Here is a 26,310-nt window from a genome sequence, read left to right as displayed (position 1 = left end):
AGACGCGCTGTTGCCGCCGGCCGTCCGTGGGTGGCCCGGCCCGCTCCATTTCTCACGTCAGAGCCTACGTCGGCCCCTTAGGGCAACCTTGGTCGAGGTCCGACGTATGGGACCCGACCAAGCCACTGTATGCCCGGATTTGGGGCGTTTAGTGCCGCTGCTCGTAATTCACATCACCGCAGGACCGGACACCGGCGGCACGGGTCACTCGGAGGTGACGGGACCGCCGGCCGGATCGGCCGCCGGCGCGTTCAGCCGGCGCCGCAGCGAGATGGTGGCCAGCACCAGAGCGAGCACCACCAGCAGCAGGGAGCCCGCGATCAGCGTGACCGCCAGCCGCTGCGACGAGTCGCGGCCGTCGCCGGCGGCGGCCCGCCCGACGGCCAGCACGCCCTGCGAGCCGGCCGGGGCCGGCACGGCGACCGGCGGCGTGGCCAGCGCGGCGGCGGCGCTGATCCGGAAGCTCATCCGCACCTGCCGGTCCCGCCCGTTGCCCGGGTCCAGTCGGCCGACGACCGTGCCGGACAGCGGCGCCCGCCGCTGGGCCTCCGCCGTGGCGGCCACCGGGAGCCGCAGGGTGGCGCTCTGCCCGGCCGGCACCCGGCCCAGGTCGCACCGGGTGCGGCCCGGGGCCGCCGCGCTGCACCCGGCCGGTGGATCGGTGACGCTCACCCCCTCGGGAAGGACCACGTCGACCCGGCCGGCGGCGCCGACCCTGCCGGTGTTGCCGAGGCGTACGTCGAGGGCGCTCGGGGTGCCGTTGATGTCGAAGAGCACCTCCTCGGCGCGAAGTGCGATGCCGGGATCGCTGGTCATCCGTACCCCCGGCCGGCCCCCGGCCGGGCCGCTCGAAGGCGGGGTCGCGACGGAGGGCGCGACGGTCGGGGGAGCGGGGGCGGCGGGCCCCGGTGCGCCGGTGGCGGGCGCCGGGCCGCCGGGGGCGGTGGTCGAGGCCGGCGGGGTCGGCGTCGTGGTCTTCGGGGGTGCGCTCGCCGTTGGTGGGGCCGTGGTCGGCTCCGTGGTGGTGGGGCCCACGGTCGGCGTCGTGTCCGTCGGGTCGGCGGCGGGCTCCGTCGCCGGGTCGGTGGCCGCCCGAACCACGCCGGTCACCGTCGGTGCGGCCGTCGCCCACGCGGGCCACCCCGTGACCGCCGCCGCGAGTCCGGCGGCCAGGACGGGCGCGAGCAGCACGGAGGTGCGTCGGTGCGCGACCGGCCGGGCGGTACGTACGCGGGGCATCTGTCCTCCGTGACGCAGTCGGTTCTCATTATTCGCCAACAGTTGCTGTGCGGCACTAGTCCCACACGAAAATGAATTTGTAACGTGTCCGGAACATCCGGAGGCCGGCCCGGTAGGCTGCCGACCGTGACCGGTTACCTCGGCTCGTACGCCACGCTCGGTCTCCTCCTGCTCGCCGCCCTCCTCTTCTTCGTTACGGCGTTCTCGGCCAATCGGCTGTTACGTCCTGGCCGTCCGGCCGATCCCTGGGGCAAGCGGGCCAGCTACGAGTGCGGCATCGACCCGGTCGGCGGCGACTGGGCGCAGATGCAGATCCGCTACTACGTCTACGCGTACCTGTACGTGCTCTTCGCGGTGGAGGCGGTCTTCCTCTTCCCCTGGGCGCTGGTCTTCGACCGGCCCGGGTTCGGCGTGACCACCGTGGTCGAGATGGCGGTCTTCGTCGGCGTGGTGGCGCTCGGCATCCTCTACGCCTGGCGCAAGAACATCCTTCGCTGGACCTGAGGACGGCTCCCAGGGCTCAGGCCAGGCCGCGGCGGGTCAGCGCCGGTGGCCGGTCCCCCTTGATCGAGGCGACCATGTCCAGCACCCGCCGGGTCTCGCGGACCTGGTGGGCCCGGAACACCCGGGCGCCCAGCCAGGCCGACACGGCGGTGGTGGCGAGCGTGCCCTCCAGCCGGTCCGGCACCGGCAGGTCCAGCGTCTCGCCGATGAAGTCCTTGTTCGACAGGGCGACCAGCAGCGGCCACCCGGTGTCGGTGAGTTCCCCCAGCCGCCGGGTGATCTCCAGCGAGTGCCGGGTGTTCTTGCCGAAGTCGTGCGCCGGGTCGATCAGGATCCCGTCCGGGCGTACGCCGAGGGCGACCGCGCGTTCGGCGAGCCCGGTCACCGTCGTGACCACGTCGGCCACCACGTCGTCGAACGCGGCCCGGTGCGGCCGGGTCCGCGGGGCGAGGCCGCCCGCGTGCGAGCAGACCAGCCCGGCACCCGTCTGCGCGGCCACCCGGGCCAGCGCGGGATCCGCCCCCGACCAGGTGTCGTTGAGCAGGTCGGCGCCGGCGGCCACCGCCTCCACCGCCACCTCGGCCCGCCAGGTGTCGATCGAGATGACCACCTCGGGGAAGGCGGCCCGGACCGCGGCGATGGTGTCCACCGTCCGCCGGAGTTCCTCGGCCACGTCGACCTCGTCGCCGGGCCCGGCCTTGACCCCGCCGATGTCGATGATCTCCGCGCCCTCGGTCACCGCCCGCTCCACCGCGCGCAGCGCGCTGTCGTGGGCGAAGGTGGCGCCCCGGTCGAAGAACGAGTCCGGTGTGCGATTGACGATCGCCATCACGACCAGCTCGCCCGGGGAGAACGTCCGCCCACCGAGCCGCAGCGCCCCGGCCATGCCCGCCTCCTGATCCCCGGTCGTCCGCCCGGCCGTCCCCGACGCTATCCGGTCCCGCTCCGGCCGGCCCGCCCGGTACGCCGAGGCAGCGAATCATGATCTGAGCGTGTGGAGGGCTCGCCCGATCCCGGCCCGCATGCCACGATTTCCCCATGGGTCAGGTTCTGCTCCTCTTGGTCGTCGCGCTGACCGTCGCGGCGGTGGTGTTCGGAGTGACGGTGCTGGTGTCCGGGCGCGATCCGGGCCTGACACCCGTCGAGCCGGACGGGTGGGCCGTGCCCCTGCCCGGCACCCGCCCGCTGCACGAGTCGGACGTCGCCGAGGTGCGCTTCGACACCGCGCTGCGCGGGTACCGGATGGCCCAGGTCGACCAGGCGATGCGGCGGGCCGCGTACGACATCGGCTACAAGTCCGAGCTGATCGGCGTGCTGGAGTCCGAGGTCGCCGCGCTCCGCGCGGGGCGGATCGAGGAGGCCGACGCGCTGCGCCGGACCAGGGAGCGGGCCGCCGGCAACGGCGATGCCCTGGCCGACCCGACGAGCCCGGCCGCCGATCGCCCGGCCGCCGATCGCCCGGCCGGCGCGACGCCCCCGACCGCCGACCCCGCTGCCGTCGAAGGCAGTGCCAGCGACCGCGCGGCCACCGGCCGCGGTGCCGACGACGACAGTGCCAGTGACCGCGGTGCCGGCGATCACCTGGGTGCCGAGGCGGGGGTGGCTGCCGCGCCGGCCGCAGCCGCCGTCGAGGACGAGACGGTGCCCGCCACGGACGTCCCGGCGCCGGCCGGCCCGCTCGCCCCGGTCGCCGCGCCCGTCGAGCCGGAGCAGGCCGACCGCCCCGTCTCCCTGCGCCCGCCGGCCGACGCCGGCTCCGCCGCCCCGGCCGCCACCGAGCCCGACGGACAGCAGGCCGGCGGCACCGGCCAGCAGGTGGCGGGCACCGGCCAACCGGCGGCCGGCAGGGTCGGTACCGCCGGCCCGGCCGGCGCTGCCACGGATGACGCCGACGTCGACGGTGACCGGGAGCGCGGCGGGGTGGTCCGGTCGGAGTCGGCGTGACGGGCCCGGAGGGCGACGGATTCGCCGAGGCGGCCCAGCCGGGCGCCGGAGAGGTCACCGCGGCGGTGATCGTCAACGCGCGGGCCGAGCGGGTCTTCGCGGCGCTGACCGACTGGGAGCGGCAGTCCGACTGGATCCCGCTCACCACTGTGCGGGTGGTGGAGGGGGACGGCGGCGAGGGGAGCCTGGTCGAGGCGGTCACCACGCTCGGACCGGCCGTGCTGCGGGACGAGATGCGGGTGGTCCGGGTGGACGCCCCGTACGAGGTCGGGGTGGTGCACTGCGGCAAGCTGCTGCGCGGCCCGGGCGTGCTGCGCTGCACGCCGGTGGAGCGGGACCGGACCCAGGTGGTCTGGCACGAGTGGTTCCACCTGCCCGCCGGGACCGCCGGCCGGGTCGCCCGGCCGGTGCTCTGGCCCGGCTCGAAGCTCGGTCTCACCCAGGCGTTGAAGCGGTTCGCCCGGCTGGTGGAGCAGGGTCGGCTGCCCTGACCGGCGGGCCCGGCCCGGTGTCGGTGGCTTGGCCTACCGTGTACGCCGTGACTGACCTGGTGACGGGCACCGACGGGCTGCCCCGCTGCGCCTGGGGGGCGAGCACCCCGGACTACGCCGTCTACCACGACCGGGAGTGGGGCCGGCCGCTGCGCGGCGACGACGCGCTCTACGAGCGGCTGACCCTGGAGGCGTTCCAGTCCGGCCTGTCCTGGCTGACCATCCTGCGCAAGCGCCCGGCCTTCCGGCTCGCCTTCGACGAGTTCCGGATCGAGAAGGTCGCCGGCTACGGCGAGGCCGACGTCGCCCGGCTGCTCGCCGACGCGGGGATCGTGCGCAACCGGGCCAAGGTCGAGGCGGCCGTCGCCAACGCCCGGGCCGCCCTGGCGCTCCCCGACGGCCTCTCCGCGCTGCTCTGGTCGTACGCGCCGCCGCCCCGGCCGGCCCGGCCGCGGTCGTTCGCGGAGGTGCCGGCGCTCACCCCGGAGTCCACCGCGCTGGCCAAGGCGCTCAAGAAGCGTGGCTTCCGGTTCGTCGGCCCCACCACGGCGTACGCGCTGATGCAGGCCACCGGGATGGTGGACGACCACCTCGCCGGCTGCCACGTCGCCGTCGAGCCGGCTCGGGCGTGACCCGGGCGGCGTCCGGCGGACGTGGCGGGACCGGCACCGGCCGGGCGTGATGGGATTGCCCCATGACCGACACCGAGCTCCGTACGAGCGGGACGAGCGAGAGCACCTCGTCCGGCGCCTGGGCGGTGCTGCTGCCCGCCGAGCGGTACGAGGCCGAGCGGCTGGTGCACCACGACACGCTGGAGCTGACCGGGCTGGACGGCGTGGCCCGGCCCCGGCCGGGTGACCGGGTCGCGGTGCTGGTCGGCGAGCCGCTGCGGCTGGTGGCCCTCGGCCGGGTCGCCCTGGCCACCGCGGAGACCCGGGAGGATCCGGACGACCCGCAGTCCGAGGCGGGCCCGGGGGCGCTGGTGGTGACGTACACCCGGCGGGTGCTCGACGAGCCGGTGCCGGTCGACGGCCTGGCCCTGGACGGACCGGTGACCGGGCTCGACCCGGCGGTGTGGCGGGAGTTGGCCGACCGGGTCGGCCCGCCCCCGGCCCGCCGGTCCTGGCTGGTCAGCCTCGACCTGCCGATCGAGGCGGCCTCGCCCGCCGAGGCGGTCCGCCTCTTCTGGTCGTACGTGCAGGAGCTGGGCCCCCGGGAGCTGCCCGCCTTCGTCTCACCCAGCGGCGACGAGCTGGCCATGCAGGCGTTCGTGCTCGGCGCCGAGGCCAACCAGGATCCGGAAGAGGACGACTGACCCCTGGCGGCCCGGTTACCGTGCCCGGGAGGGCCGGCGACGGCCGGCGGCGCGAGGGGGGCGGATGCGGTTCGAGGACAAGGTCGCGTTCATCACCGGCGGGGCGTCCGGGCTCGGTGCGGCGACTGCCCGACGGTTCGCGGCCGAGGGTGCCAAGGTGGTGATCGCCGACATCGACGCCGAGGCCGCCGAGCGGACGGCCGCGGACCTGCCCGACGCGTACGCGGTGACCGTGGACACCGGCGAGGCCGCCTCCGTCGAGCAGGGCATCGGCGACGCCGTGCGGCGGTACGGCCGGATCGATGTGATCTTCAACAATGCCGGCATCGACGGTCAGCAGCAGCCGTTGCACGAGATGGATCTGGCGAACTGGGAGCGGGTCCGCCGGGTCAACGGCGACGGGATGTTCTTCGTCCTCCGCTACGGCATCGCGGCCATGCTCCAGGGCGGCGGGGGCGCGATCGTCAACACCTCGTCGACGACCGCGCTGGCCGCGCAGGAGAACATCTCCCCGTACACCTTCACCAAGGCCGGCATCGTCGGCCTGACCCGTTCGGCGGCGATCGAGTACGCGGCGCGCGGCATCCGGGTCAACGCGGTCGCCCCGACCGTGGTGATGACCCCGCTGGTGGAGCACTTCATCGACAGCGCCCCCGACCCCGCGCAGATGCGCCGGCAGATGGCGGCGTTCAACCCGAAGCCCGGCATCCCCACCCCGGACGACGTCGCCGGCGTGGTGCTCTTCCTCGCCTCGGACGACGCCGCCTGGATCACCGGGCACACCATCCCGATCGACGGTGGCTACGTCGCCCGCTGAGGCCCGGCGGGACGGCGGCGGTCAGCGGCCCTCGAACGTGGGTCGCTGCTTGTTGACGAAGGCGAGCGTGGCCGCCTTGTGGTCGGCGGTGGCGCCGCAGATCGACTGCGCCTGCGCCTCGGCGGCGAGCGCGTCGGCGAGGGTGCCGGCGTCGGCGATGGAGAGCTGGCGCTTGATCGCCCCGTACGCCACGGTCGGGCCGGCGGCGAGCCGGGCGGCCAGCTCCTGCGCGGTCGGCAGCACCTTCTCGTCGTCGTCGACCAGGCGGGTGAGCAGCCCGAGGCGGCCGGCCTCCTCGGCGCCCACCGGTTCGGCGAGCATCAGCAGTTCGACGGCCTTGGCGTGGCCGACCAGCCGGGGCAGCGTCCAGGAGGCGCCGGTGTCGGCGGCGAGCCCGACCCCGGCGAAGGCCATCAGGAACTTCGTCTTCGGTCCGCCGATCCGGAAGTCGGCGAGGAACGCCAGCGAGGCGCCGGCCCCGGCGGCCATGCCCCGGACCGCGGCGACCACCGGCTTGGGCAGGTTGGCCAGCCGGGCCGCGATCGGGTTGTAGTGGGCCCGTACGGTGGCCAGCGGGTCCTGGCCCCCGGACTCGAGCGTCTGCACGTGCTCCCGCAGGTCCTGCCCGGCGCTGAACGAGCCGCCCGCGCCGGCCAGCACGATCGCCCGGCAGGACTTGTCGGTCTCCAGCTCGGTCAGGGTGTCGCGGAGCGCCTCCTTGAGCGCGACGTCGAGCGAGTTCATCGCCGTCGGGCGGTTGAGCGTCAAGGTGACGACCGCGTCGGTGCGGTCGACGAGCAGCGGCTCGGTCACGTTCTAACGACCCTTCTGTCGGGCGAGGCGGTTGTTGGCGTCGAGGCACTGCTCGACGTACCGGTCGGCGGCCGGCCGGAGCCGGGCCGCGTGCCGGTCGAAGAAACCAGCCGCGCTGGTGCCCGGCCAGCGCTCGGGGAGCAGCGCCGGAGGCAGCTGCGGGTCCCGGAAGAGGAAGGTACGCCACGCGTGCACGAGCCGGAACCGGGCCGCGTACGCGTCCTCGTCGCTGCTGCGCACGGTGACCCCGGACAGGAGCGGCTTCTGCTCGGCGACGAACCGCTCGTACGCCCGGCCGATCTCGGCCAGGTCCCAGGCGCGGCGGACCACCCCCATCGCGCCGGGGGTGCCGGCCGCGTGGGCGGCGGTGAACCGCTCGTAGCGCACGCCCGCCTCGGCGAGCAGGACGTCGACCTCCTCGCCGGGGCGGGTCGCCACCCAGGTGCAGTCGTCGAGCGTGCCGTATCCGAGGTAGGTCAGGTTGGCGGCGAGCCGCTGCCGGTCCCGCCGGTTGACGGGCGCCTCCAGCACCAGCAGGTCGAACCGGCCGTCCCAGCTGTGCCGGCCGGTCCGGTAGATCCGCGCCGCCGCCTCGTCGAGGCGCCGGCCCGCCTTGGGAGTGATTGAATACCCCGGCCCGGACGCGAGCCGGAGCGGTTCGAGCCAGCCCTGCCGGACCATCCGGGAAACCGCGGTGCGCACCGCCGGAGGAGCGATCCCCAGCGGCGCCAGCAGCTTGACCAGGGCGGCGACGGGTGCCCGGCCGCCCCTGGTCCGGAGGTGGTCGCCATACAGGTCGAAGAGTGCCGACCGTGCCTGCATGACCGCACATTGTGACAGGCGTACTCAAGATATGCTAGGTGCTGTTACATCAATGCTGCTTCGGTTTGGGTCCGGCGGTGTTCATCAGGGAAAATCGTTGGTCGACGCCCCCGCGGTGGTTGCGGGTGGTTATGGCGAAGTGGCTGTGGGGCAACCCACCGACCCTGGTGTAGGTCTGAGGGGAGACAACATGGCGGCGATGAAGCCGCGGACGGGCGACGGTCCGCTGGAAGTCACCAAGGAGGGCCGGGGCATCGTCATGCGGGTCCCGCTGGAGGGTGGTGGCCGGCTCGTCGTCGAGATGACTCCCGACGAGGCCACCGCGCTGGGTGACGCGCTGAAGGCGGCCGCCGGCTGATCGAGGAGCGGTCCGCGCGGCGCGCGTCGCGCGAACGTTTCGTCGGTCCCTGAGCCACCGGCACCGCCGGTGGCTCAGGGGCTTCGTCGGCTCAAGAGCGGCGAAAAGTCCCGCTCTGAGAACTTTCTTCGGAGGTACGGTCCAGCGTGCTGGCCATTCATCTGGTGAGCGAGCCCGTGCGGCTCGACACCCTCGTCCTGCCCGTTCGTCCCGAAGGGCCGGACGCGCCGGCCGCCCTGGTCGCGACCGCCTCGCCGCCCGCCGACGACGTCCGGGCCGAGGTCGCCGCCCTGCTCCCCGTCGCCCGGCTGGCCGGCGACGCCGGCGAGCTCCGGGAACACCTGCGCCCCGCCGGCACGCCGGCACGACTGATCCTGCTCGGCATCGGCGCGGGCGACGAACACGCGTGGCGGAGCGCGGGCGCGGCGCTGGCCCGGGCCGCCAAAAATGAGACGTGCGTCACAGTCGCGCTGCCGGCCGGCGACCCGGCGGCGCTCCGCGGTCTGGTCGAGGGCCTGCTGCTGGGGTCGTACCGGTTCCGGCTCACCGAGGCCGGCGGTACGCCCGCGTTGGCCGAGGTGGACGTGGTGGTGGGCGACCCGGAGGCGCTCGCCCCGACCCTGGCGACGGCCCGGACCACGGCGGAGATGACCCGGCTGGCCCGCGACCTGACCAACACCCCCTCGTCGACCAAGAACCCGGCCTGGTTCGCCGCTCAGCTCGAGGCCGCCGTGGCCGACCACCCCGACCTGCACCTGCGGGTACGCGAGCCGGCCGAACTCGCCGACGAGGGCTTCGGCGGCATCCTCGCCGTCGGTGGGGGCTCGGCCAGCGGTCCCCGCCTGGTCGAGCTGGACTGGCGGCCGGCGGACGCGCGGACCCACGTGGTGCTGGTCGGCAAGGGAATCACCTTCGACACCGGTGGCATCTCCATCAAGCCGGTGCCGGCGATGAAGCTGATGCGCAAGGACATGGCCGGCGCCGCCGCGGTGGTCGCGGCGACCCTGGGCGCCGCCGCGCTGCGGCTGCCGGTGCGGGTCACCGCGCTCGCTCCGCTGGCCGAGAACATGGTCAGCGGCTCGGCGTTCCGCCCCGGCGACGTCGTCCGCCACTACGGCGGCCTGACCAGCGAGAGCACCAACTCCGACGCCGAGGGCCGGCTGGTGCTCGCCGACGCGATGGCGTACGCGGAGCGCGAGCTACGGCCCGACCTGCTGGTCGACCTGGCCACCCTGACCGGTGCCAACGCGGTGGCGTTGGGCAAGCGGCACGGCGCGCTCTACAGCGAGAACGACGAACTCGCGACCGACCTGCTGACCGCGATCGAGGCGGCCGGCGAGCGGGCCTGGCGGATGCCGCTGCCCGCCGACTACGTCGAGTACCTGGGCAGCGAGGTGGCCGACCTGCACAGCTCCCCGGACCGGGGCGCCGGCTCGGTGGTCGCCGCGCTCTTCCTCCGCGAGTTCACCGGTGAGCTGCGCGACCGCTGGGTGCACGTGGACATGTCCGCCCCCTCGTGGTCGGAGGACGAGCACGCCGAGCTGACCCGGGGCGCCACCGGCTGGGGCGTACGCGGGCTGCTGCGCTGGCTGGCGACGCTGGGCTGACCGGCGTCCGGACCCGGCGCCCGGCCTGCCTGGGCGCTGGGCCCGTGCGCTCGCACCCCACGCCGACAGCGGCCGGCGCGGATCAGCTCTTCACGGCGGCGAGCAGGCCGTGCCCGACCGGCAGCAGCGCGGGGATCCAGTGCTCCGACTCCCGGACCGCCTTGATGGCCTCCCGGACGGTGACCGTCTCCGCGTCGCGCGCGGCCGGGTCGCCGATCCGGCCGTCGGCGAGGGCACCGTTGAGCGCGAGCACCCCGCCGGGCCGCAGCAGCCGCAGCGCGGCGTCCACGCAGGCGGTGAAGCCGGTCGCCTCCGCGTCGACGAAGACCAGGTCGTAGGCACCGTCCGCGAGCCGCGGCAGCACGTCGAGGGCCCGCCCGGTGATGATCCGGGCACGCCCCGGCGGAAAGCCCGCCTCCACGAAGATCCGCCGGGCGATCCGCTGGTGCTCCACCTCCACGTCGATGGTGGTGAGCACCCCGTCGGGGCGCATGCCGCGCAGCAGCCAGACACCGCTGACCCCGGTGCCGGTGCCGATCTCCACCACGGCGCGGGCGTTCCCGGCGGCGGCGAGCAGCCGCAGCGCCGCTCCGGCCCCCGGGGTCACCGCGTCCACACCCACCTCCCGGGCGAGGCTGCGGGCCGTGCGCAGCACGAGATCCTCGGTGACGTACGACTCGGCGAACTGGAGCGCCTGGGCCGTCGAGTTGCCGGAACTGGCGACCGTGGCGATGGGACACCTCCGGGCGGCGGGAGTGGTGCGAGGGGCTGTTGCGGTATGAAGCCTAGAGGCGGGCCGCGAGGGGCGCAGCCGCGAGTCGGCCGCGGTGACGATCACGGCGGGCAACCCCTGACTCCACTCCGGGCATCCGTGCAATCCTGGACGGTGTCCCGTGTGGCACGGTCGGCCGGCACCGCCGGCCCCCGGCGCGGGACGCGCGGGACGGACTGGGAGGCACCGACGTGACCGACGGCTGGGACTGGCGCCAGTCCGGCGGGACCTCGGCACCGGCGGGAGGGCCGGCGCCCGGGAGCCCGCCCCAGGGTCCTCCGGGCACCCAGGGCGCCGGGCGCGGCACGACCTCGCCCTGGAGCCCGACCCAGGGCCCTCCGGGGGCCCAGGGCGCCGGGAGCGGCCTGGCCTCGCCCTGGTGGTCCGACGCGCTCGCCGATCCGTGGCGCGATCCGTACGCGCCGGCCGCGGTCGTGGTTCCCGCCGCCCCGCTCGGCGCCGGCAGCCAACCCGAACCGGTCAGCGACCCGGACGCGCCGAGCCGGCCCGGGCTCCGGCAGGTCGTGCTGGTCTCGCTGATCACCGCTCTGCTCGCCGGCTCGCTCGGCAGCGCCCTGACGTACGCCTTCCTGCGCGGCGGCACCGGCGTGCCCAGCCTCGGCGCGCAGTCGGCGGAGGCCCCGGCGCTCGCCCAGCGGAAGCCCGAGTCACTGGCCGGCGTCGCCGAGAAGGTGCTGCCCAGCGTGGTGACCCTGCGGGTGGCCAGCCTGGGCGGTGTCAGCGAGGGCTCGGGCTTCGTGGTCAGTGCCGACGGGCACATCGTCACCAACGACCACGTGGTCACCGGCGGCACCGGCAAGGCCACGGTGATCTTCAACGACGGCAGTTCAGCCCCGGGAACCGTGGTCGGCCAGGACCCGGAGTCGGACCTGGCCGTCGTCAAGGTGACGCGTACCGGGCTGAAGCCGGTCGAGTTCGGCGACTCGGACGCGCTCGCCGTCGGTGACCCGGTGCTCGCCGTCGGCTCGCCGCTCTCGCTGGCCAACACCGTCACCGCCGGCATCGTCAGCGCCCTGGACCGGACGATGCAGGCCGGCGAACCGGGCGGCCCGACGCGCTACTACGCGGCGATCCAGACCGACGCCGCGGTCAACCACGGCAACTCCGGCGGCCCGCTGGTCGACGGCGCCGGGCGGGTGGTCGGGGTGAACTCCACGATCAAGTCGCTGGTGGCCGACGGGCAGGAGGCCGGCAACATCGGGCTCGCCTTCGCCATCCCGATCAACCAGGCGAAGCGGATCACCCAGGACATCATCGGCACCGGCAAGGCCCGGCGTACGGTGATCGGCGCCCAAGTGGGCGGCACCGGCGTGACGGGCGGGGGCGTACGCCTCAACGCCGTCGAGCCGTCCGGGCCGGCGGCGGCCGCCGGGCTGCGCGCCGGGGACGTGGTGCTCCGGCTCAACAGGCACCCGATGCACGACCCCACCGATCTGGTGGCGCTGGTCCGCAAGTACGCCCCCGGCTCGGTGGTGACGGTGGAGTACCGGCGGGGCACGAACCGGCAGAACGCCTCGGTGACGCTGGCCGCAGACGCGAAGTGAGCAGCCGTCACCCCCTCCCGGTCAGCACCCTGACGTGCGTAGTCTTGCCCTGGGCACGGACGAGGAGGCCGGAGTGTTCGAAAACCTGAACTGGTGGGAGATCGGCGCGCTGCTGCTCCTGGCGCTGCTGATCTTCGGGGACCGGCTGCCCACCGTGATCAGCGACGGGCTCCGGATGGTCCGCAACCTGCGCAACATGGCCCGCAACGCCACCGGCGACCTGAGCCGTGAGCTGGGCACCGACATCCAGCTGGAGGACCTGCACCCGAAGGCGTTCATCCGCAAGCACCTGCTCAGCGAGGAGGACGAGCAGGCCCTCCGGAAGCCGCTGCAGAGCATGTACGACGACCTGCGCTCGGACGTCACCGGCGTGCACGACGACCTGAAGCAGGTCGCCAAGGCGGCCGACCTGCGGAGCACCCGCCCCACCACCGCCACCGGCGGCACCTCGTCCCCCGCCCCCGCCCCCCGCCCCAGCTTCGACGACGCCACCTGACCGGCGCTCCGGCCAGGGCAGCGCGGACCTTGACGGGCGCGCGAGCCCCGGGTCAGCGGGCGGCGGGCTTGAGGCCGAGGGGCTTGCCGAGGAGGGACTCGCGCCGGACGGCGAGGCGGTCGGCGACCTCGGACAGCGCCCTGGCCGCCGGGGCGTCCGGCTGGGCCAGCACGATCGGGGTGCCGGCGTCGCCGCCCTCGCGGACCCGGGTGTCCAGCGGGATCTGCCCCAGCACCGGCACCTGCGCGCCGATGGTCCGGGTCAGCGACTCGGCGACCGCCTCGCCACCGCCGGCCCCGAAGACCTCCATCCGGGAGCCGTCCGGCAGCTCCAGCCAGGACATGTTCTCGATCACACCGACCACCCGCTGGTGGGTCTGCAGCGCGATCGCGCCGGCCCGCTCGGCCACCTCGGCGGCGGCGGCCTGCGGCGTGGTGACGACCAGGATCTCCGCGTTCGGCAGGAGCTGGGCCACCGAGATCGCGATGTCGCCGGTGCCCGGGGGCAGGTCGAGCAGGAGTACGTCCAGGTCGCCCCAGTAGACGTCGGCGAGGAACTGCTGCAACGCCCGGTGCAGCATCGGACCGCGCCAGACGACGGCCGCGTTGCCCGGGGTGAACATGCCGATCGAGATGACCTTCACGCCGTGCGCCTGCGGCGGCATGATCATGTCCTCGACCCGGGTCGGTGCGCCCTCGGCCCCGAGCATCCGGGGCACCGAGTGGCCGTAGATGTCCGCGTCGACCACACCGACCGAGAGGCCGCGCGCGGCCAGCGCGGCGGCCAGGTTGACCGTGACGCTCGACTTGCCGACGCCGCCCTTGCCGCTGGCGACCGCGTACACCCGGGTGCGGGATCCGGGCTGGGCGAAGGGGATCACCGGCTCCTGGCCGCCGCCCCCGCGCAGCTTGGACTGCAGCTGCTGGCGCTGCTCCGGGCTCATCACACCGAACTCGATCTCGACACCGGTCACCCCGGGCACCGCGGCCACGGCGGCGGTGATGTCGGCACGCAGCTTGTCCTTCAGCGGGCAGCCGGCCACGGTGAGCAGCAGCTCGACCCGGACGACGCCGTCGTCGCCGACCTCGGCGGAACGGACCATGCCGAGTTCGGTGATCGGCCGACGGATCTCCGGGTCGTTGACGGTGGCCAGGGCGGCCTGGACGGCGTCGGAGACGGTGCTGACGGGTGCTGACATGCCCGCAATGCTACGTCGGTGACCATCGGTGACCGCCGCTGGCGGGGCCGGTGTGAGCGATTCGATGGCCCCGGCCGGGACCGGCTCAGTCGCCGTCCAGCTCGTCGCGGGGCTCGTCGAGCGGGTCGGCGCCCACCAGCCGCCGCCCGGTCTCGCGCTCCCGTTCCCGCTCCTGCTGCCGGAGCTCCCGTCGCTGCCGGCGCTGTGCCGCCTCGTCCAGTTCCTCGGCCAGCCGGGCCAGCTCGGAGCGGACGAAGTCCCGGGTGGCCACCTCGCCCATCGCGATGCGCAGCGCGGCGATCTCCCGGGCCAGGTACTCGGTGTCGGCCTTCTGCATCGTCGCCCGCCGCCGGTCCTCCTCCAGCGCGATGCGGTCCCGGTCCGACTGCCGGTTCTGCGCCAGCAGGATCAGCGGGGCCGCGTACGACGCCTGGATGGAGAGGATCAGGGTGAGGAAGGTGAAGGTGTACGGGTCGAAGCGCCAGCTCGGCGGGGCGAGGGTGTTCCAGGCGAACCACGCGCCGATGACCAACGTCATGTAGACGATGAAGTTCGCCGTGCCCATGCTCCGCGCGATCCCCTCGGACCACCGGCCGAAGGTCTCCTGGTCGACCCGGGGCAGCCGGAGGCCCCGGGGGACCCGCGGCTGGTCCAGCCGTTCCGTACGCCGCTGCTCAGCCATCGGATCCGCCCAGCGGCTCCTCGACGGTCACGGGCACGGCGCGCATCGCCTCCCGGCTCCGCCAGTCGCGCGGCAGCGAGTGGTCCAGTACGTCGTCCACGGTCACCGCCCCGACCAGCCGGTTGTTGCGGTCCACCACCGGCATGGCGACCAGGTCGTAGGTGGCCATCCGGCGGGTGATCTCGGGCAGCGGGGTGGCCGGCCGGAGCGGGTCGATGTCGTTGACCACCACCCCGCCCAGTAGGTCGGCCGGGGGCTCGCGGAGCAGCCGCTGGAAGTGGACCATGCCCAGGTAACGCCCGGTCGGCGTGGTCAGCGGGGACCGGGCCACGAAGACCTGCGCCGCCACGGCGGGGGAGAGCTGCGGCTCGCGGATGCGGGCCAGCGCCTCGGCCACCGTGGCGTCCGGCGGCAGGATCACCGGCTCGGAGGTCATCACGCTGCCGGCGGTGCCGGAGGCGTAGTGGAGGAGCTGGCGTACCGGGTCGGCCTCGTCCGGCTCCATGAGGTCGAGCAGCACGTCCTGCTCGGGCGGGGGCAGCTCGTGGAGCAGGTCGGCGGCGTCGTCCGGGTCCATCTCCTCCAGCACGTCGGCGGCGCGTTCCCGGCCCAGCGCGGCCAGGATCTCCACCTGGTCGCGCTCGGGCAGCTCGCTGAGCACGTCGGCGAGGCGCTCGTCGTCCAGCGCCGCCGCCACCTCGTTGCGCCGGGCGTCGGGCAGGTCCTGCAACGCGTTGGCCAGGTCGGCCGGGCGCATGTCCTCGAGTACGGCGAGCAGGTTGGCCGTACCCCGGTTGTCGCCGACCCCGCCGAGGCCGCCCACCCGGTCCCACTCGATCTGGTGCAGGTGACCGCGGCGGGTGAGCCGGCCGGTCTGCTCGCGGACGGCGACCCGGGTCAGCGTCCACTCGCCGGTACGGCCGCACTCCATGGCCACGTCGACCACCGAGCCGGGCTGCCCGCCCTCCAGCTGGACCCGGCGGTCCAGCAGCTCGGCGAGCACGAGCAGTTCGTTGGGGCGTTTCTCGAACCGGCGCAGGTTGAGGGTGCCGCTGCCGAGCACGACCGCGTCGGGGTCGATCGAGGTGATCCGGTTGATGGAGAGGAAGATCCGCCGCCGCATCGGCATCTCGGCCACCAACCCCACCACCTCGGGCGGGTGCGGGTTGGGCCGGATCCGGGCGACGGCGTCGCGGACCCGGCCCACCTGGTCGCCGTTCGGGTCGAAAACGGCGACTCCGGCGAGTCGAGCGATGTAGACCCGGTTCGGCGTGCTCACGGCACCAGCCTAAGGGCCTAGTGTTTATCAACATGTCGACCTTGGCCTACGAGATCGTGGACGTCTTCACCGACCGCCCGTTCGCCGGCAACCCGCTGGCCGTGGTGTTCGGCGCCGAAGGGCTGGCCACCGAGCAGATGCAGGCGCTCGCGCTGGAGTTCAACCTGTCGGAGACGGTGTTCGTGCTGCCGCCGACACAGGTGGGCGCGACGTACCGGGCACGGATCTTCACCCCGGCCGAGGAGCTGCCGTTCGCCGGGCACCCGAGCGTGGGCGCCGCGGTGACCGCCAGCCGACGTGGGATGTTCGATGTGGGCACGGTCAGCCAGGAGTGCGGCGCCGGGGTACTGCCGATCGAGGTGACCGGGACCGGGGCGACCCTCACCGGCGGGACGCCCACCCTCGGTCCGGAACTCGACCCGGAGCCACTGCTGGAGATGGCCGGTCTCAGCGCCGCTGACCACGTCGGGCCGGCGCCCCGGGTCGCCGGCTGCGGTCTGGAGTTCCCGTACCTTCCGGTACGCCCCGACGCGGTGGCCCGCGCCAAGGTGAACCCGGCGGCGGCGGAGCGGTACGGCGTGGAGCACGTCAGCGTCTTCTCCTGGGACGCCGAGAGGCGCACCGCGCACGCCCGGGTCTTCGTGCCAGGGCTCGGCGTGCCGGAGGACCCGGCGACCGGCTCGGCCGCCCTCGGCCTCGGCGTCTGGCTGGTCGCCAGCGGGCTGCTGCCCGGCGAGGGCCGCTCGGAGTACGCGGTGCGCCAGGGCATCGAGATCAACCGGCCGTCCTCGCTGGCCTGCACGGTGACCGCGGCCGGCGGAGCCGCCCTCGGCGCCACGGTCTCCGGCCAGGTGATGCCGGTCGCCCGCGGCGAGATCGCCGTGCCACCCTTCCTGGGCTGACCGGAAAGGAAGGGCCCCTTCTTAACGCCTGACGTAGCGCAGGGGCCCCTTGTTAACAGCCGCGCCGACGCCGGCGGGGCGGCCGACGGTCTCCGGGCGACGCGAGAGGATACCGGGGTGAGCGAGGACGAGCGATCCACCAGCCCACTGGTGGACGAGGCGGTGAAGAAGGCCGCCGTGGCGTGGGTGTCGGTGGCCGGCGGGCCGGCGTACGCGTTGTGGTGCCTGCCGCTCGACGGCGCGCTCCTGGTGGTGAGCGGTCCGGGTGAGCAGTCCGCCCCCGGGCTCGCCGAGGCGGACACGGCCGAGGTGACCCTGCGCGGCGACCACGGCGGCCGGATCGTCACCTGGCCGGCCCGGGTGGCCCGGCTGCGGCCGGGTACCGAGGAGTGGGAGGCCGCCGCGCCGCTGGTCGCGGCGAAGCGGCTCAACGCGCCCGGCCCCGCCGCCGAGCTGATGCGCCGCTGGGCCACCGAGGGCTGCGCGGTGAACCGGCTCACCCTGGCGGGCACCCCGGTCGCCGGTGCCGAGCTGCCGGCCGGCTCGCTGGCCGAGCGGCCCCGGGAGGCCCCGGTGGTCCGGGCCACCCGGGCACCGTTCCGGCTGCACAAGGTCCGCCGCCGCTGACCACCCGGGCCACCCGGGCGCCCGTCCGCCGCCGCTGACCACCCACCCCAGCCCGCCTCGTCCCCCGGCTCCTGGAACGGCGGTGAGAAGGGAACCCTTCTCTACCGAAAGCGTTAACAAGGGACCCTTCCTTCCGGTCAGGCGTAGGCGGCGGCCACCTCGGCCAGCGAGGCGAACACCGGGCCGTGCCAGGACCGGTCGGCGTTGAAGACCATGTGGTCGACCAGATCCGGGGCGGCCAGCCGGACCGCCGTCATGCCGGCCCGTTCCGCGCCGGTGAGTTCCTGGCTGCCCCCGTCGCCCACGTAGAGGCAGTCGGCCGGGGTGAGGCCGAGCCGGTGGCAGGCGGCCCAGTACAGCGCCGGGTCGGGCTTGCAGCACCCCAGCTGCACCGAGAAGACGCGTACGTCGAGCAGCGGCGCGATCGCCAGTTGGGGCAGGAACGCCGGCAGCTCGTGGGTGCAGTCGCTGATCAGCCCGGTGCGTACGCCCCGCTGGCGCAGGGCGGCCAGCACCGGCACCGCCTCCGCCCGGAGGCGGGTGTCGGCGAGTACGGCGTGCTGGCGTGAGGCGACGGCGGCGCGTACCGCCCGCTGCGAGGGGCGGACCCCGGCCTGCTCGCAGACCCAGCGCAGGGTTGCCTCGGCGTCGCCGAGCCGGCCGCTGGCGCGCTGGTAGTAGGTGCGGTCGAGCACGTCGATCAGCGTGTCGGGTGGGCAGCCGAGCGACTCGGCGATGGCCCGGTGGGCGGCGCCACGCTGGACGCCGTAGGTGAGCGTGCCGAAGAAGTCGAACAGCATCGCCTGGTAGCTGGGCATGGGGGAGTGCCTCCGGACGTCGAGGGGAGGGGTCGCCGGGACGCGCATGATCGTAACGGAGCGTTGACGGTCGGTGGTGCCCGCTGTTCGTGTGAGGATTGCTGCCCGTGTCCTCCGTTCCGTACCGCCCGCCGGTCGACGCGCTGACCCTGAGCGCGCTCGCGCTGGCCGTCACCGCGGTCTCGTCGTCCGCCCCGCTGGTCGCGTTCGCCGCCGCGCCGGCCCTCGCCGTCGCCTTCTGGCGGAACCTGCTCTCGCTGGCCGTGCTCGGCCCGGTCTCGCTGGCCCGGCGGCGGGCCGAGTTCCGGGCGCTGACCGTGGGCGCCGGCCGGCGGGAGGGGCTGTACTGCGTACTCTCCGGGGTGGCGCTGGCCGCCCACTTCGCCACCTGGATGCCGAGCGCGAAGCTCACCACGGTCGCCGCGGCCACCGCGCTGGTCGCCACCCAGCCGGTCTGGCAGGGGCTGATCGCCCGCTGGCAGGGGCGGCGGCTGCCGCCGGCGGTCTGGGCCGGGATCGGGGTGGCCGTGCTCGGCGCGGTGCTGGCCACCGGCGCGGACGTCACCGTCTCTGGCCGGGCCTTCGCCGGTGACCTGCTCGCCGTCGCGGGCGGCCTCTTCGCCGCCGTCTACACCGCCTTCGGCGAACGCGCCCGCACCACCATCAGCACCACCACGTACACCACCATCTGCTACGGCGTCTGCGCGGCGATCCTGCTGGTGGTGTGCCTGCTCGGCGGGGTGCCCCTGCACGGCTGGGCCCCGGGCACCTGGCTGGCGATCCTCGGTCTGGTGGCCGGCGCCCAACTGCTCGGCCACTCGATGTTCAACTACGCCCTGCACCGGGTCTCCGCCACCACGGTCAGCGTGCTGGTCCTGCTGGAGGCGCCGGGCGCGGCCCTGATCGCCTGGGTCTGGCTCGGTCAGCTGCCCCGCCCGCTCGCCCTGCCCGGGCTGGCCCTGCTGCTGGCCGGCGTCGCCGTCGTCGTCCTCGGCGGCGCCCGCGCCGGCCGCCGCACCGAGCCCGTTCCGATCCCCGCCAGCGCCGCCCCGCTCGCCGACTGACGCGCCGTCCGGCCCTGTCGAGGACCCCGTCGAGGCCGCACTTTTCTGGTTTCGCCTCCCCAGGCCTCGCTTTCCGTGAAAGTGCGGAGGGTGGGGAAGGGAGCGAAGCAGCCGAGCGGCCGCGAGCCGGATCGGGGGAGTCTCGTCACGCCCTCGGCCGAGTTCCCGCCGCTGGGTCCGGAGGAGCGGGCGGCGCTGGGCCGGATCGGGGAACGCTGGCGCGTGCCCCGCCGCCCCGACGAGCTGCCCGTCGACCCGACCCTGGGCCGCAACCGCCCCGGCCCGGCGCCGAGCCGGTTCGGGCGGCTGGCCCCGATCGACATGTTCACCGTCGAGGAGCCGGGCGAGCTGCGCGCCACCGGGCCGGCCCACGAGCCCGGCTCCCGGACCGGGCGGGTGCTCGCCCGGCTGCGCCGGACGCTGTTCGGCCCGCCGCTGGCCAGCTCCGCCGTCGTCTACGAGCGGATGCGCAAGCTCGTCGCCGTGCCGATCCTCTCGTCCGACGTGCTCAGCTCGGTGGCGTACGGGCCGGAGGCGATTCTTGCGGTGCTGGTGCTGGCCGGCAGCGGCACACTCGGGCTCTCCCTGCCGATCGCCGCGCTGCTGGCGCTGATGATGATCGCGGTGGGGCTGTCGTACCGGCAGACCATCCCCGCCTACCCGCACGGCGCGGGGTCCTACATCGTGGCCGGGGACAACCTCGGCACCACGGCGGGGCTGATGGCAGCGGCGGGACTGATGCTCGACTACGTGCTCACCGTTTCGGTGTCGATCGCGGCCGGGGTGAACGCGATCACCTCCGCACTGCCCGGGCTGGCGCCGGCCACTGTGCTGTTCGGGGTGCTGGTGATCGCCATGCTGCTCGCCGGGAACCTGCGCGGGATCCGTACCGCCGGCAACATCTTCGTGCTGCCCACGTACGCCTTCCTGGCGGCGGTCCTCGCGCTGCTGCTGGTCGGCTACGCGCGCGCGGCGGGCCGGGGCTTCGCGCCGGTGCCGCCGCCCGCGGTGCCGGCCACCGAGGGGTTGGGCCTGCTGCTGTTGCTACGCACCTTCTCCTCCGGCGCGGTGTCGATGACCGGGATCGAGGCGGTGTCGAACGCGGTGCCGGCCTTCCGTCCCACCGAGTGGCGCAACGCCCGCACCTCGCTCGGCTGGATGATCGGCATGCTGGTGGTGCTCTTCGCCGGGCTGGTCGGCCTGATCCACCTGAACGGCCTGGTGCCCCGGTCGGACCAGACGATCCTGTCCCAGCTCGGCCGGGTCACCTTCCCCAGCGGCCCCTGGTACGCGCTCCTCCAGGCCACCACGGCACTGATCCTGCTGCTGGCGGCGAACACCGCCTTCAACGACTTCCCCCGGGTGCTCTTCTTCATGGCCCGCAACGGCCACGCACCCCGCCGGTTCCTGCACCTGGGGGACCGGCTGTCGTTCAACAACGGCCTGGTCGCGCTCGCCCTCGCCGCGGCGCTCATCTTCGTCGCGTTCGGTGGGCACACCCAGTCGCTGATCCCGCTGTACGCCGTCGGTGTGTTCCTCGCCTTCACGCTGTCCCAGGCCGGCATGGTGGTCCACTGGCGCCGGCACCGGACCCGGGGCTGGCGACGCCGGTTGCTGCTCAACGCGGTCGGTGCCACGCTCTCCGGGCTGGTGCTGGTGATCGCCGCGGTCAGCAAGTTCACCCAGGGTGCCTGGCTGGTGGTGATCGCGGTGCCGGCGCTGGTGCTGCTCGCCCGGCGGATCCACCGCCACTACGCCGCGCTGCAGCACGCCCTGGCGTTGCACCCGCCGTCGCCCCCCGGGCCAGCGTCGTCCGCCGGGCCCGCGCCGGGTGGCCCGGCGCGGGAAGGCGCCGGGTCCGCCGAGGGCGAGGAGCTGCCCCAGGAGGTACGCCACCTGGTGGTCGTGCCGGTGGCCCGGCTGAACCGGGCGTCGCTGCGGGCCCTGGCGTACGCGGCGTCGCTGGGCCAGCCGACGCTGGCCGTGCACATCGCACCCGAGGACGCCGAGGCGGACCGGTTCCGTGAGCAGTGGCGCGCCTGGGGTGACCACCTGCGGCTGGAGACGATCGTGTCGCCGTACCGGGCGGTGATCGGGCCGTTGGCGCACTACCTGGAGGCGCTGCACACCGCCCGGCCGGAGCTGACGCTGACCGTGATCGTGCCCGAGGTGGTGCTGCGCCGCCGCTGGCACCGCTTCCTGCACAGCCGCGCCGAGCACCGGCTCCGCGCCGCGCTGCGGGCCCTGCCGGGCGTGGTGGTCACCAGCGTCCCGGTCCACCTCGCCGAATGAGGGTCAGTGGACCGGTCAGAGGCGAACCGGATCACGTGCACCTCGGTCCGCCCGTCCCCGGTGCGCAGCCGTCGTTCCAGCTGTCCGCCGTGCCGGCCGAGCAGCGCCAGCACCGCATCCTCGTACCGCCGGCCGGCCTCGGCGTCGGCGCCCAGGTCGACCAGGGCGACCACCCGGAGCACGCCCGCCGGGTCGTCGACCAGCGGCTTCCAGAACTGGTGGTCGACGTGGCCGCCCGGAATGCCGTCCCGGATCCCGGTTTCCGTGTAGCCGTGCCGGCGGTAGAAGGCCGGCGCCTGGAACGAGAAGGACGCCACCGAGATCTCGGTACAGCCGCGCCGGCGGGCCTCCTCCTCGACGGCCCGCAGCAGCCGGCCGCCCCATCCCTGGCGGCGGCGGTCGGCCCGTACCCACACGGTGTTGATCCCGGCCCGGCTGCCCCAGGTCCAGCCGGTCAGCCCGGCGACCAGCTCGCCGTCCGGGTCGACCACCCGGACCGACAGCCCGGCCTCGTCGTCCGCGCCGGTGGCCGCGTTGTTGTACGCGGTCAGCTCCCGTTGGGTCCGGGCGGTCAGGTCGTCGTCCTCGCCGCCGACGTGCAGGGTCGCTCCGTCGTCCTCGATCACATGGTGGAGTGTCGCACCGGCAGCCGCGCCGACACCCCCGCCTTCGGCCATCCGCAGCAACTTCCGTCGCCGCGCCGGCCCCGGTTCGCGGCGACCATCACCCACGGTCATCCAGGCCGACGGCCTGTGCGCTGGCGGTCCAGAGCCGGGTGGCGAGCGCCGGGTCGGCCGCCTTCGGCAGCGGCCGGCGCGGCCGCCGGTCGTGGTAGTAGCCGCCGGAGGTCAGCCGGGAAGGCGCCTGGTTGGCCAGCCAGACCAGGGTCTCGGCGCCCCGCTCCGGACTGCGGAAGGGCAGCAGCCGCATGCCGAGGGCGACCACCGGGCTCTCGTTGCCGAACCGGGTGCGCACCACGCCCGGGTGGAACGAGTACGCCGGCACCTCCGGCCAGCGCCGGGCCGCCTCGGCGGCGAAGAGGATGTTCGCCTGCTTGCTGGTGCCGTAGGCGCGCATCGGTCGGTAGCGGCGCAGCGTGGCGTTGAGGTCGCCGGGGTCGAGGGCGCCGCTGCGGTGCGCCCCCGAGGCGGTCACCACCATCCGGCCGATCCGGTCCCGCAGCAGGTTGCTGAGCAGGAACGGGGCGAGGTGGTTGGCCTGCATCGTCAGCTCGAAGCCGTCGACGGTGGTGACCGGCTGGAGCACGATCGCGCCCGCGTTGTTGGCGAGCACGTCGATCCGGTCGTACGCGGCGCGCAGCCGCTCGGCGAGCCGGCGTACGTCGTCCAGGACGGCGAAGTCGGCGCGGAAGAGTTCCGGCTGTTCGCCGCAGCTGTCGCGGACCCGGTCCCCGGCGTCCCGGAGCCGGACCGGGTCCCGGCCGACCAGTACCACGCGGTCGCCGCGGCCCGCCAGAGCGACGGCCGCGGCCAGTCCGATGCCCGAGCTGGCGCCGGTCACCACGACGGTCCGACGGTCAGTGAGATCTTCCACAGGTCCATTCACGCCGGTCACGGCACGAGGTTACCGTGGCGTCACCACGACCTTTGGGATCGTTAAGTTCGCGGATCTTCATCTCTGTCGGCGTCGGCCTGCCGCCGACGCTGGAAGGAGCGCACCCATGGCCGCTGTCGGTCGCCCCCGCCGGTCCTGCCTCGCGGTACCCGGTTCCAGCGTCAAGATGCTCGGCAAGGCGCAGGGCCTCCCCGCGGACCAGGTCTTTCTCGACCTGGAGGACGCGGTCGCCCCGCTGGCCAAGCCGGACGCCCGCAAGAACATCGTCGCCGCGTTGAACGAGGGTGACTGGGCCGGCAAGACCCGGGTGGTGCGGGTGAACGACCTGACCACGCCGTGGACGTACCGGGACGTCATCGAGGTCGTCGAGGGTGCCGGCGCGAACCTGGACTGCATCATGCTGCCGAAGGTGCAGAACGCCGCCCAGGTGCAGTGGCTGGACCTGACCCTCACCCAGATCGAGAAGACGCTCGGCCTGGAGGTCGGCCGGATCGGCATCGAGGCGCAGATCGAGAACGCCGCCGGGTTGGTCGACGTGGACGCGATCGCGGCCGCCTCGCCCCGGGTCGAGACGATCATCTTCGGCCCGGCCGACTTCATGGCGTCGATCAACATGAGGTCGCTGGCGGTCGGCGCGCTGATCCCGGACTACCCGGGCGACCCCTACCACTACATCCTGATGCGGATCCTGATGGCCGCCAGGATGCACGACAAGCAGGCCATCGACGGCCCGTTCCTGCAGATCCGGGACGTGGACGGGTTCCGCGAGGTGGCCAAGCGGTCGGCCGCGCTGGGCTTCGACGGCAAGTGGGTGCTGCACCCGGGCCAGATCGACGCCGCCAACGAGGTCTACTCCCCGGCCCAGGCCGACTACGACCACGCCGAGCTGATTCTCGACGCGTACGACTGGTACACCTCGGAGGCGGGCGGCAAGCTCGGCGCGGTGATGCTCGGCGACGAGATGATCGACGAGGCGTCCCGGAAGATGGCCCTGGTGATCGCGGCCAAGGGTCGGGCGGCCGGGATGACGCGTACCTCGTCCTTCACCCCGCCCGCACAGTGACGGCCGACCGCCGGCGATGGTGACGAACGGGCCGGCGCGGTGTACCGGGCCGGCCCGTTGGCCTCAGTAGCCGCTGGTGTCGTAGCTGGACGGGTCCTGGTTCGCCAGCCAGACGAAGAAGACCACCAGGCCGATGGTCGCCAGCACCGCGATCGCGGTGGCGATCCAACCGACGATGATGCCGGCGTTGGCGAACCCTTCGCCGCTCTCGCCACGCTCCCTGATCTGCTTACGGGACACGTGGCCGAGGATTGCGCCGACGATGCCGATGTAACCGCCGAGGCCGTACCCGCAGAGCCCGAGTGCGCCGACGATCGAGACGATCATGGCGGCGATGGCGAGGCTGTTTTGCCGCTGGCTGGGCTGGTTACCGTACGTCGGGTACGCCGACGGGTAACCGGGCGGCGCGTAGCCGGGAGCGGCGTACGGGTCGCCCGAGTTGATGCCGGCGTACGGGTCCGCCGGGGTCGGCTGGCTCGGGATCGGGCTGCCGCCCATCGGCAGGGTCGGATCGGCGGGCGGGCTCGACTGCTGGCCGGGCGCGGACGGGTCGTGCCAACCACCGGACGGTGGGGGATAGCTCATCAGGTCATCTCCAGATACATGCGGGTTTGGTCAGGGTAGCCAGTGGTCGGCGACACCGAGACCCCCCTTTTCGGGTGCTGCGTTGCCCGGAACGTCCACAGCGGGCAGGATCTCGGCATGGGCATTGACGCGCGCGGCGGTCGGTCGCGACGGGACGTGAGCCGCCCCGGGCTGGTGCGGCGCACCCGGGGCAGCCTTCCGGGCGGATCCGCCGAGCAGGACCAGCCAGCCCCCCTCGCCGAGCCGGTCACCATGCGCCTGGACGGCCGGATCGCCCTGGTCACCGGTGCCGGCAGCCCCGACGGCATCGGGTACGCGACCGCGCGCCGCCTCGCCGACCTGGGCGCCCGGGTGGCGATCGTCTCCACCACCCGGCGGATCCACGAGCGCGCCGGCGAGCTGGGCGTCACCGGCTTCGTCGCCGACCTCACGGACGAGTCCGAGGTGGGCGCGCTCGCCGACGCGGTGGCCGAGCAGCTCGGCGACGTCGAGGTGCTGGTCAACAACGCGGGCCTGGCCAGCCGGGCGAGCCCCGAGGTGCTGCGGCCGGTGGCCCAGCTCAGCTACGACGAGTGGCGCGGCGAGATCGACCGCAACCTGACCACCGCGTTCCTGTGCAGTCGGGCGTTCATCGGCGGCATGGCCGAGCGGGGCTGGGGGCGGATAGTCAACCTGGCCGCCACCGCCGGCCCGGTCAACGCGCTGCCCACCGAGGCCGGGTACGCGGCGGCGAAGGCGGGCGTGGTGGGGCTGACCCGGGCGCTGGCGATGGAGATGATCGCCGACGGGGTGACGGTGAACGCGGTGGCGCCCGGCATCATCCACACCGCGGCGTCCACCATGGCCGAGATCAAGCAGGGGCTCGGCACCCCGGTAGGCCGGCCTGGCACGCCGGACGAGGTGGCCGCCGCGATCGCCTTCCTCTGCTCGCCGGCCGCCTCGTACATCACCGGGCAGATGCTGGTGGTGGACGGCGGCAACAGCGTCCGGGAGGCGCAGTTCCGCTGACCGTCAGCGGTAGTGGCCGTTGTCCGAACTCGCCCAGATGACCAGGGCGATCCAGCCGCAGCAGAGAAGCAGCCCGATCGCGGTGAAGACGTAGCTGAGGATCAACCCCCAGCGGGCGAGCTGGCCGCCCTCCTCACCGGTCTGCCGGATCTGCCGCTGGGCCAGGTGGCCGAGGACGATGCCGGCCGGCGGGAAGACGACGGCGAAGACCAGCGACAGGATGGCCAGCAGGTTCGGCCCCTCGCCGCGCGGTCGCGGCCCTTCCCCGGGCGGCCCGTACTGACCGTACGGGGGCTGCGGGGCGTACGGGGGCTGTTGGCCCCACGGTGGCTGCTGCGGGTGCCCGTACGGCTGGCCGTAGCGTGGCGGCTCGTGCGGCTGGCCGTAGGCCGGCGGCTCGTACGGCGACGGTGGCTGCTCCGGCTCACCGGGTGGTTGGCTCACGCCCGCTCGCCCCCTCCGTCGCAGGTCAAC

27 protein-coding genes and 2 pseudogenes are annotated in these 26,310 nt (G+C 74.2%); 16 read left to right on the top strand and 13 right to left on the bottom strand.

Annotated features, from left to right (window positions below):
* Window positions 1-204 precede the first annotated feature (204 nt).
* Complete coding sequence (locus tag ABZ570_RS13350; protein WP_358061629.1) at window positions 205-1,239, bottom strand: hypothetical protein; 1,035 nt, start codon at window positions 1,237-1,239, stop codon at window positions 205-207.
* A 126-nt stretch (window positions 1,240-1,365) separates the two neighbouring features.
* On the opposite strand from ABZ570_RS13350, the gene ndhC reads away from it, so the two are divergent.
* Window positions 1,366-1,743: an NADH-quinone oxidoreductase subunit A gene (gene ndhC, locus ABZ570_RS13345; protein ID WP_358061626.1), complete on the top strand. Its 378-nt coding sequence runs from the start codon at window positions 1,366-1,368 to the stop codon at window positions 1,741-1,743.
* 16 nt (window positions 1,744-1,759) lie between these two features.
* On the opposite strand, the gene folP is transcribed toward ndhC, so the two are convergent.
* Complete coding sequence (folP, locus tag ABZ570_RS13340; protein ID WP_358061623.1) at window positions 1,760-2,629, bottom strand: dihydropteroate synthase; 870 nt, start codon at window positions 2,627-2,629, stop codon at window positions 1,760-1,762.
* 152 nt (window positions 2,630-2,781) lie between these two features.
* Here folP and ABZ570_RS13335 point away from each other — a divergent pair.
* From ABZ570_RS13335 to ABZ570_RS13315, 5 genes and pseudogenes are all read left to right on the top strand, one after another.
* Window positions 2,782-3,141: pseudogene (locus ABZ570_RS13335) on the top strand (DivIVA domain-containing protein); the annotation flags it as partial.
* A gap of 542 nt (window positions 3,142-3,683) precedes the next feature.
* The gene (locus ABZ570_RS13330) at window positions 3,684-4,178 is read left to right on the top strand and encodes an SRPBCC family protein (protein WP_358061620.1); all 495 of its coding nucleotides are present in this window, start codon (window positions 3,684-3,686) and stop codon (window positions 4,176-4,178) included.
* Window positions 4,179-4,225: 47 nt separating this feature from the next.
* Window positions 4,226-4,810, top strand: a complete 585-nt coding sequence (locus tag ABZ570_RS13325; RefSeq protein WP_358061617.1) for a DNA-3-methyladenine glycosylase I — start codon at window positions 4,226-4,228, stop codon at window positions 4,808-4,810.
* Between the two features lie 62 nt (window positions 4,811-4,872).
* A complete protein-coding gene (locus tag ABZ570_RS13320) occupies window positions 4,873-5,493 on the top strand; it encodes a hypothetical protein (RefSeq protein ID WP_358061614.1) in 621 nt (206 codons plus the stop codon).
* Between the two features lie 64 nt (window positions 5,494-5,557).
* Window positions 5,558-6,310 carry a glucose 1-dehydrogenase gene (locus ABZ570_RS13315; protein WP_358061611.1) on the top strand — a complete coding sequence of 251 codons (753 nt, stop codon included), beginning with the start codon at window positions 5,558-5,560 and terminating at the stop codon, window positions 6,308-6,310.
* A 21-nt stretch (window positions 6,311-6,331) separates the two neighbouring features.
* Here ABZ570_RS13315 and ABZ570_RS13310 read toward each other — a convergent pair whose 3' ends face one another.
* Both ABZ570_RS13310 and ABZ570_RS13305 read right to left on the bottom strand, forming a co-directional pair.
* A complete protein-coding gene (locus ABZ570_RS13310; RefSeq protein ID WP_358061608.1) occupies window positions 6,332-7,123 on the bottom strand; it encodes an enoyl-CoA hydratase-related protein in 792 nt (263 codons plus the stop codon).
* A 3-nt stretch (window positions 7,124-7,126) separates the two neighbouring features.
* On the bottom strand, window positions 7,127-7,945 hold the full coding sequence (locus tag ABZ570_RS13305) for a PaaX family transcriptional regulator C-terminal domain-containing protein (protein ID WP_358061605.1): 819 nt from the start codon (window positions 7,943-7,945) through the stop codon (window positions 7,127-7,129).
* Window positions 7,946-8,135: 190 nt separating this feature from the next.
* Between ABZ570_RS13305 and ABZ570_RS13300 the strand changes: the two genes are divergently transcribed.
* Together ABZ570_RS13300 and ABZ570_RS13295 are read left to right on the top strand one after the other, a co-directional pair.
* Window positions 8,136-8,303, top strand: a complete 168-nt coding sequence (locus ABZ570_RS13300) for a DUF3117 domain-containing protein (protein ID WP_013283866.1) — start codon at window positions 8,136-8,138, stop codon at window positions 8,301-8,303.
* 146 nt (window positions 8,304-8,449) lie between these two features.
* Window positions 8,450-9,910, top strand: coding sequence for a leucyl aminopeptidase family protein (locus tag ABZ570_RS13295; RefSeq protein ID WP_358061602.1), 1,461 nt, complete (start codon window positions 8,450-8,452; stop codon window positions 9,908-9,910).
* Window positions 9,911-9,992: 82 nt separating this feature from the next.
* Here ABZ570_RS13295 and ABZ570_RS13290 read toward each other — a convergent pair whose 3' ends face one another.
* Complete coding sequence (locus tag ABZ570_RS13290; RefSeq protein WP_358061671.1) at window positions 9,993-10,643, bottom strand: O-methyltransferase; 651 nt, start codon at window positions 10,641-10,643, stop codon at window positions 9,993-9,995.
* Between the two features lie 215 nt (window positions 10,644-10,858).
* Here ABZ570_RS13290 and ABZ570_RS13285 point away from each other — a divergent pair, with 215 nt between their 5' ends.
* Together ABZ570_RS13285 and ABZ570_RS13280 are read left to right on the top strand one after the other, a co-directional pair.
* Window positions 10,859-12,247, top strand: coding sequence for a trypsin-like peptidase domain-containing protein (locus ABZ570_RS13285; RefSeq protein ID WP_358061668.1), 1,389 nt, complete (start codon window positions 10,859-10,861; stop codon window positions 12,245-12,247).
* A 73-nt stretch (window positions 12,248-12,320) separates the two neighbouring features.
* The gene (locus ABZ570_RS13280; protein WP_358061599.1) at window positions 12,321-12,743 is read left to right on the top strand and encodes a preprotein translocase subunit TatB; all 423 of its coding nucleotides are present in this window, start codon (window positions 12,321-12,323) and stop codon (window positions 12,741-12,743) included.
* Window positions 12,744-12,795: 52 nt separating this feature from the next.
* Here ABZ570_RS13280 and ABZ570_RS13275 read toward each other — a convergent pair whose 3' ends face one another.
* The 3 genes from ABZ570_RS13275 to ABZ570_RS13265 form a co-directional block, all read right to left on the bottom strand.
* The gene (locus ABZ570_RS13275; protein ID WP_358061596.1) at window positions 12,796-13,941 is read right to left on the bottom strand and encodes an Mrp/NBP35 family ATP-binding protein; all 1,146 of its coding nucleotides are present in this window, start codon (window positions 13,939-13,941) and stop codon (window positions 12,796-12,798) included.
* Window positions 13,942-14,026: 85 nt separating this feature from the next.
* Complete coding sequence (locus ABZ570_RS13270; protein ID WP_358061593.1) at window positions 14,027-14,623, bottom strand: DUF1003 domain-containing protein; 597 nt, start codon at window positions 14,621-14,623, stop codon at window positions 14,027-14,029.
* On the bottom strand, window positions 14,616-15,902 hold the full coding sequence (locus ABZ570_RS13265; RefSeq protein ID WP_358061590.1) for a CBS domain-containing protein: 1,287 nt from the start codon (window positions 15,900-15,902) through the stop codon (window positions 14,616-14,618). Before ABZ570_RS13265 ends, ABZ570_RS13270 begins: the two co-directional genes overlap by 8 nt.
* A gap of 32 nt (window positions 15,903-15,934) precedes the next feature.
* Here ABZ570_RS13265 and ABZ570_RS13260 point away from each other — a divergent pair, with 32 nt between their 5' ends.
* Window positions 15,935-16,804, top strand: coding sequence for a PhzF family phenazine biosynthesis protein (locus ABZ570_RS13260; protein ID WP_358061587.1), 870 nt, complete (start codon window positions 15,935-15,937; stop codon window positions 16,802-16,804).
* Window positions 16,805-16,921: 117 nt separating this feature from the next.
* Window positions 16,922-17,431 carry a hypothetical protein gene (locus ABZ570_RS13255; RefSeq protein WP_358061584.1) on the top strand — a complete coding sequence of 170 codons (510 nt, stop codon included), beginning with the start codon at window positions 16,922-16,924 and terminating at the stop codon, window positions 17,429-17,431.
* Between the two features lie 137 nt (window positions 17,432-17,568).
* On the opposite strand, the gene ABZ570_RS13250 is transcribed toward ABZ570_RS13255, so the two are convergent.
* On the bottom strand, window positions 17,569-18,249 hold the full coding sequence (locus tag ABZ570_RS13250; RefSeq protein ID WP_358061582.1) for an HAD family hydrolase: 681 nt from the start codon (window positions 18,247-18,249) through the stop codon (window positions 17,569-17,571).
* Between the two features lie 107 nt (window positions 18,250-18,356).
* Between ABZ570_RS13250 and ABZ570_RS13245 the strand changes: the two genes are divergently transcribed.
* Window positions 18,357-19,313 (top strand): DMT family transporter, encoded by a 957-nt coding sequence (locus tag ABZ570_RS13245; protein ID WP_358061579.1) that lies wholly within the window; start codon window positions 18,357-18,359, stop codon window positions 19,311-19,313.
* A gap of 90 nt (window positions 19,314-19,403) precedes the next feature.
* Window positions 19,404-21,605, top strand: a complete 2,202-nt coding sequence (locus ABZ570_RS13240; protein ID WP_358061576.1) for an APC family permease — start codon at window positions 19,404-19,406, stop codon at window positions 21,603-21,605.
* 266 nt (window positions 21,606-21,871) lie between these two features.
* Here the strand turns inward: ABZ570_RS13240 and ABZ570_RS13235 are convergent.
* Both ABZ570_RS13235 and ABZ570_RS13230 read right to left on the bottom strand, forming a co-directional pair.
* Window positions 21,872-22,282 (bottom strand): annotated as a pseudogene (locus ABZ570_RS13235) (GNAT family N-acetyltransferase); the annotation flags it as partial.
* 46 nt (window positions 22,283-22,328) lie between these two features.
* On the bottom strand, window positions 22,329-23,159 hold the full coding sequence (locus tag ABZ570_RS13230) for an SDR family NAD(P)-dependent oxidoreductase (protein WP_358061573.1): 831 nt from the start codon (window positions 23,157-23,159) through the stop codon (window positions 22,329-22,331).
* A gap of 127 nt (window positions 23,160-23,286) precedes the next feature.
* On the opposite strand from ABZ570_RS13230, the gene ABZ570_RS13225 reads away from it, so the two are divergent.
* A complete protein-coding gene (locus tag ABZ570_RS13225; protein WP_358061570.1) occupies window positions 23,287-24,243 on the top strand; it encodes a CoA ester lyase in 957 nt (318 codons plus the stop codon).
* Window positions 24,244-24,306: 63 nt separating this feature from the next.
* On the opposite strand, the gene ABZ570_RS13220 is transcribed toward ABZ570_RS13225, so the two are convergent.
* Window positions 24,307-24,828, bottom strand: a complete 522-nt coding sequence (locus ABZ570_RS13220) for a DUF4190 domain-containing protein (RefSeq protein ID WP_358061567.1) — start codon at window positions 24,826-24,828, stop codon at window positions 24,307-24,309.
* A 117-nt stretch (window positions 24,829-24,945) separates the two neighbouring features.
* Here ABZ570_RS13220 and ABZ570_RS13215 point away from each other — a divergent pair, with 117 nt between their 5' ends.
* On the top strand, window positions 24,946-25,836 hold the full coding sequence (locus ABZ570_RS13215) for an SDR family NAD(P)-dependent oxidoreductase (RefSeq protein WP_358061564.1): 891 nt from the start codon (window positions 24,946-24,948) through the stop codon (window positions 25,834-25,836).
* Window positions 25,837-25,839: 3 nt separating this feature from the next.
* Here the strand turns inward: ABZ570_RS13215 and ABZ570_RS13210 are convergent, their stop codons facing one another.
* On the bottom strand, window positions 25,840-26,280 hold the full coding sequence (locus ABZ570_RS13210) for a DUF4190 domain-containing protein (RefSeq protein WP_358061561.1): 441 nt from the start codon (window positions 26,278-26,280) through the stop codon (window positions 25,840-25,842).
* Window positions 26,281-26,310: the final 30 nt, after the last annotated feature.

Source organism: Micromonospora sp. NPDC007271, from assembly GCF_040634005.1.
Classification (GTDB): Bacteria; Actinomycetota; Actinomycetes; order Mycobacteriales; family Micromonosporaceae; genus Micromonospora.
The sequence above is the reverse complement of the archived record's forward strand: the minus strand, read 5'-3'. Positions and strand labels throughout refer to the sequence as shown.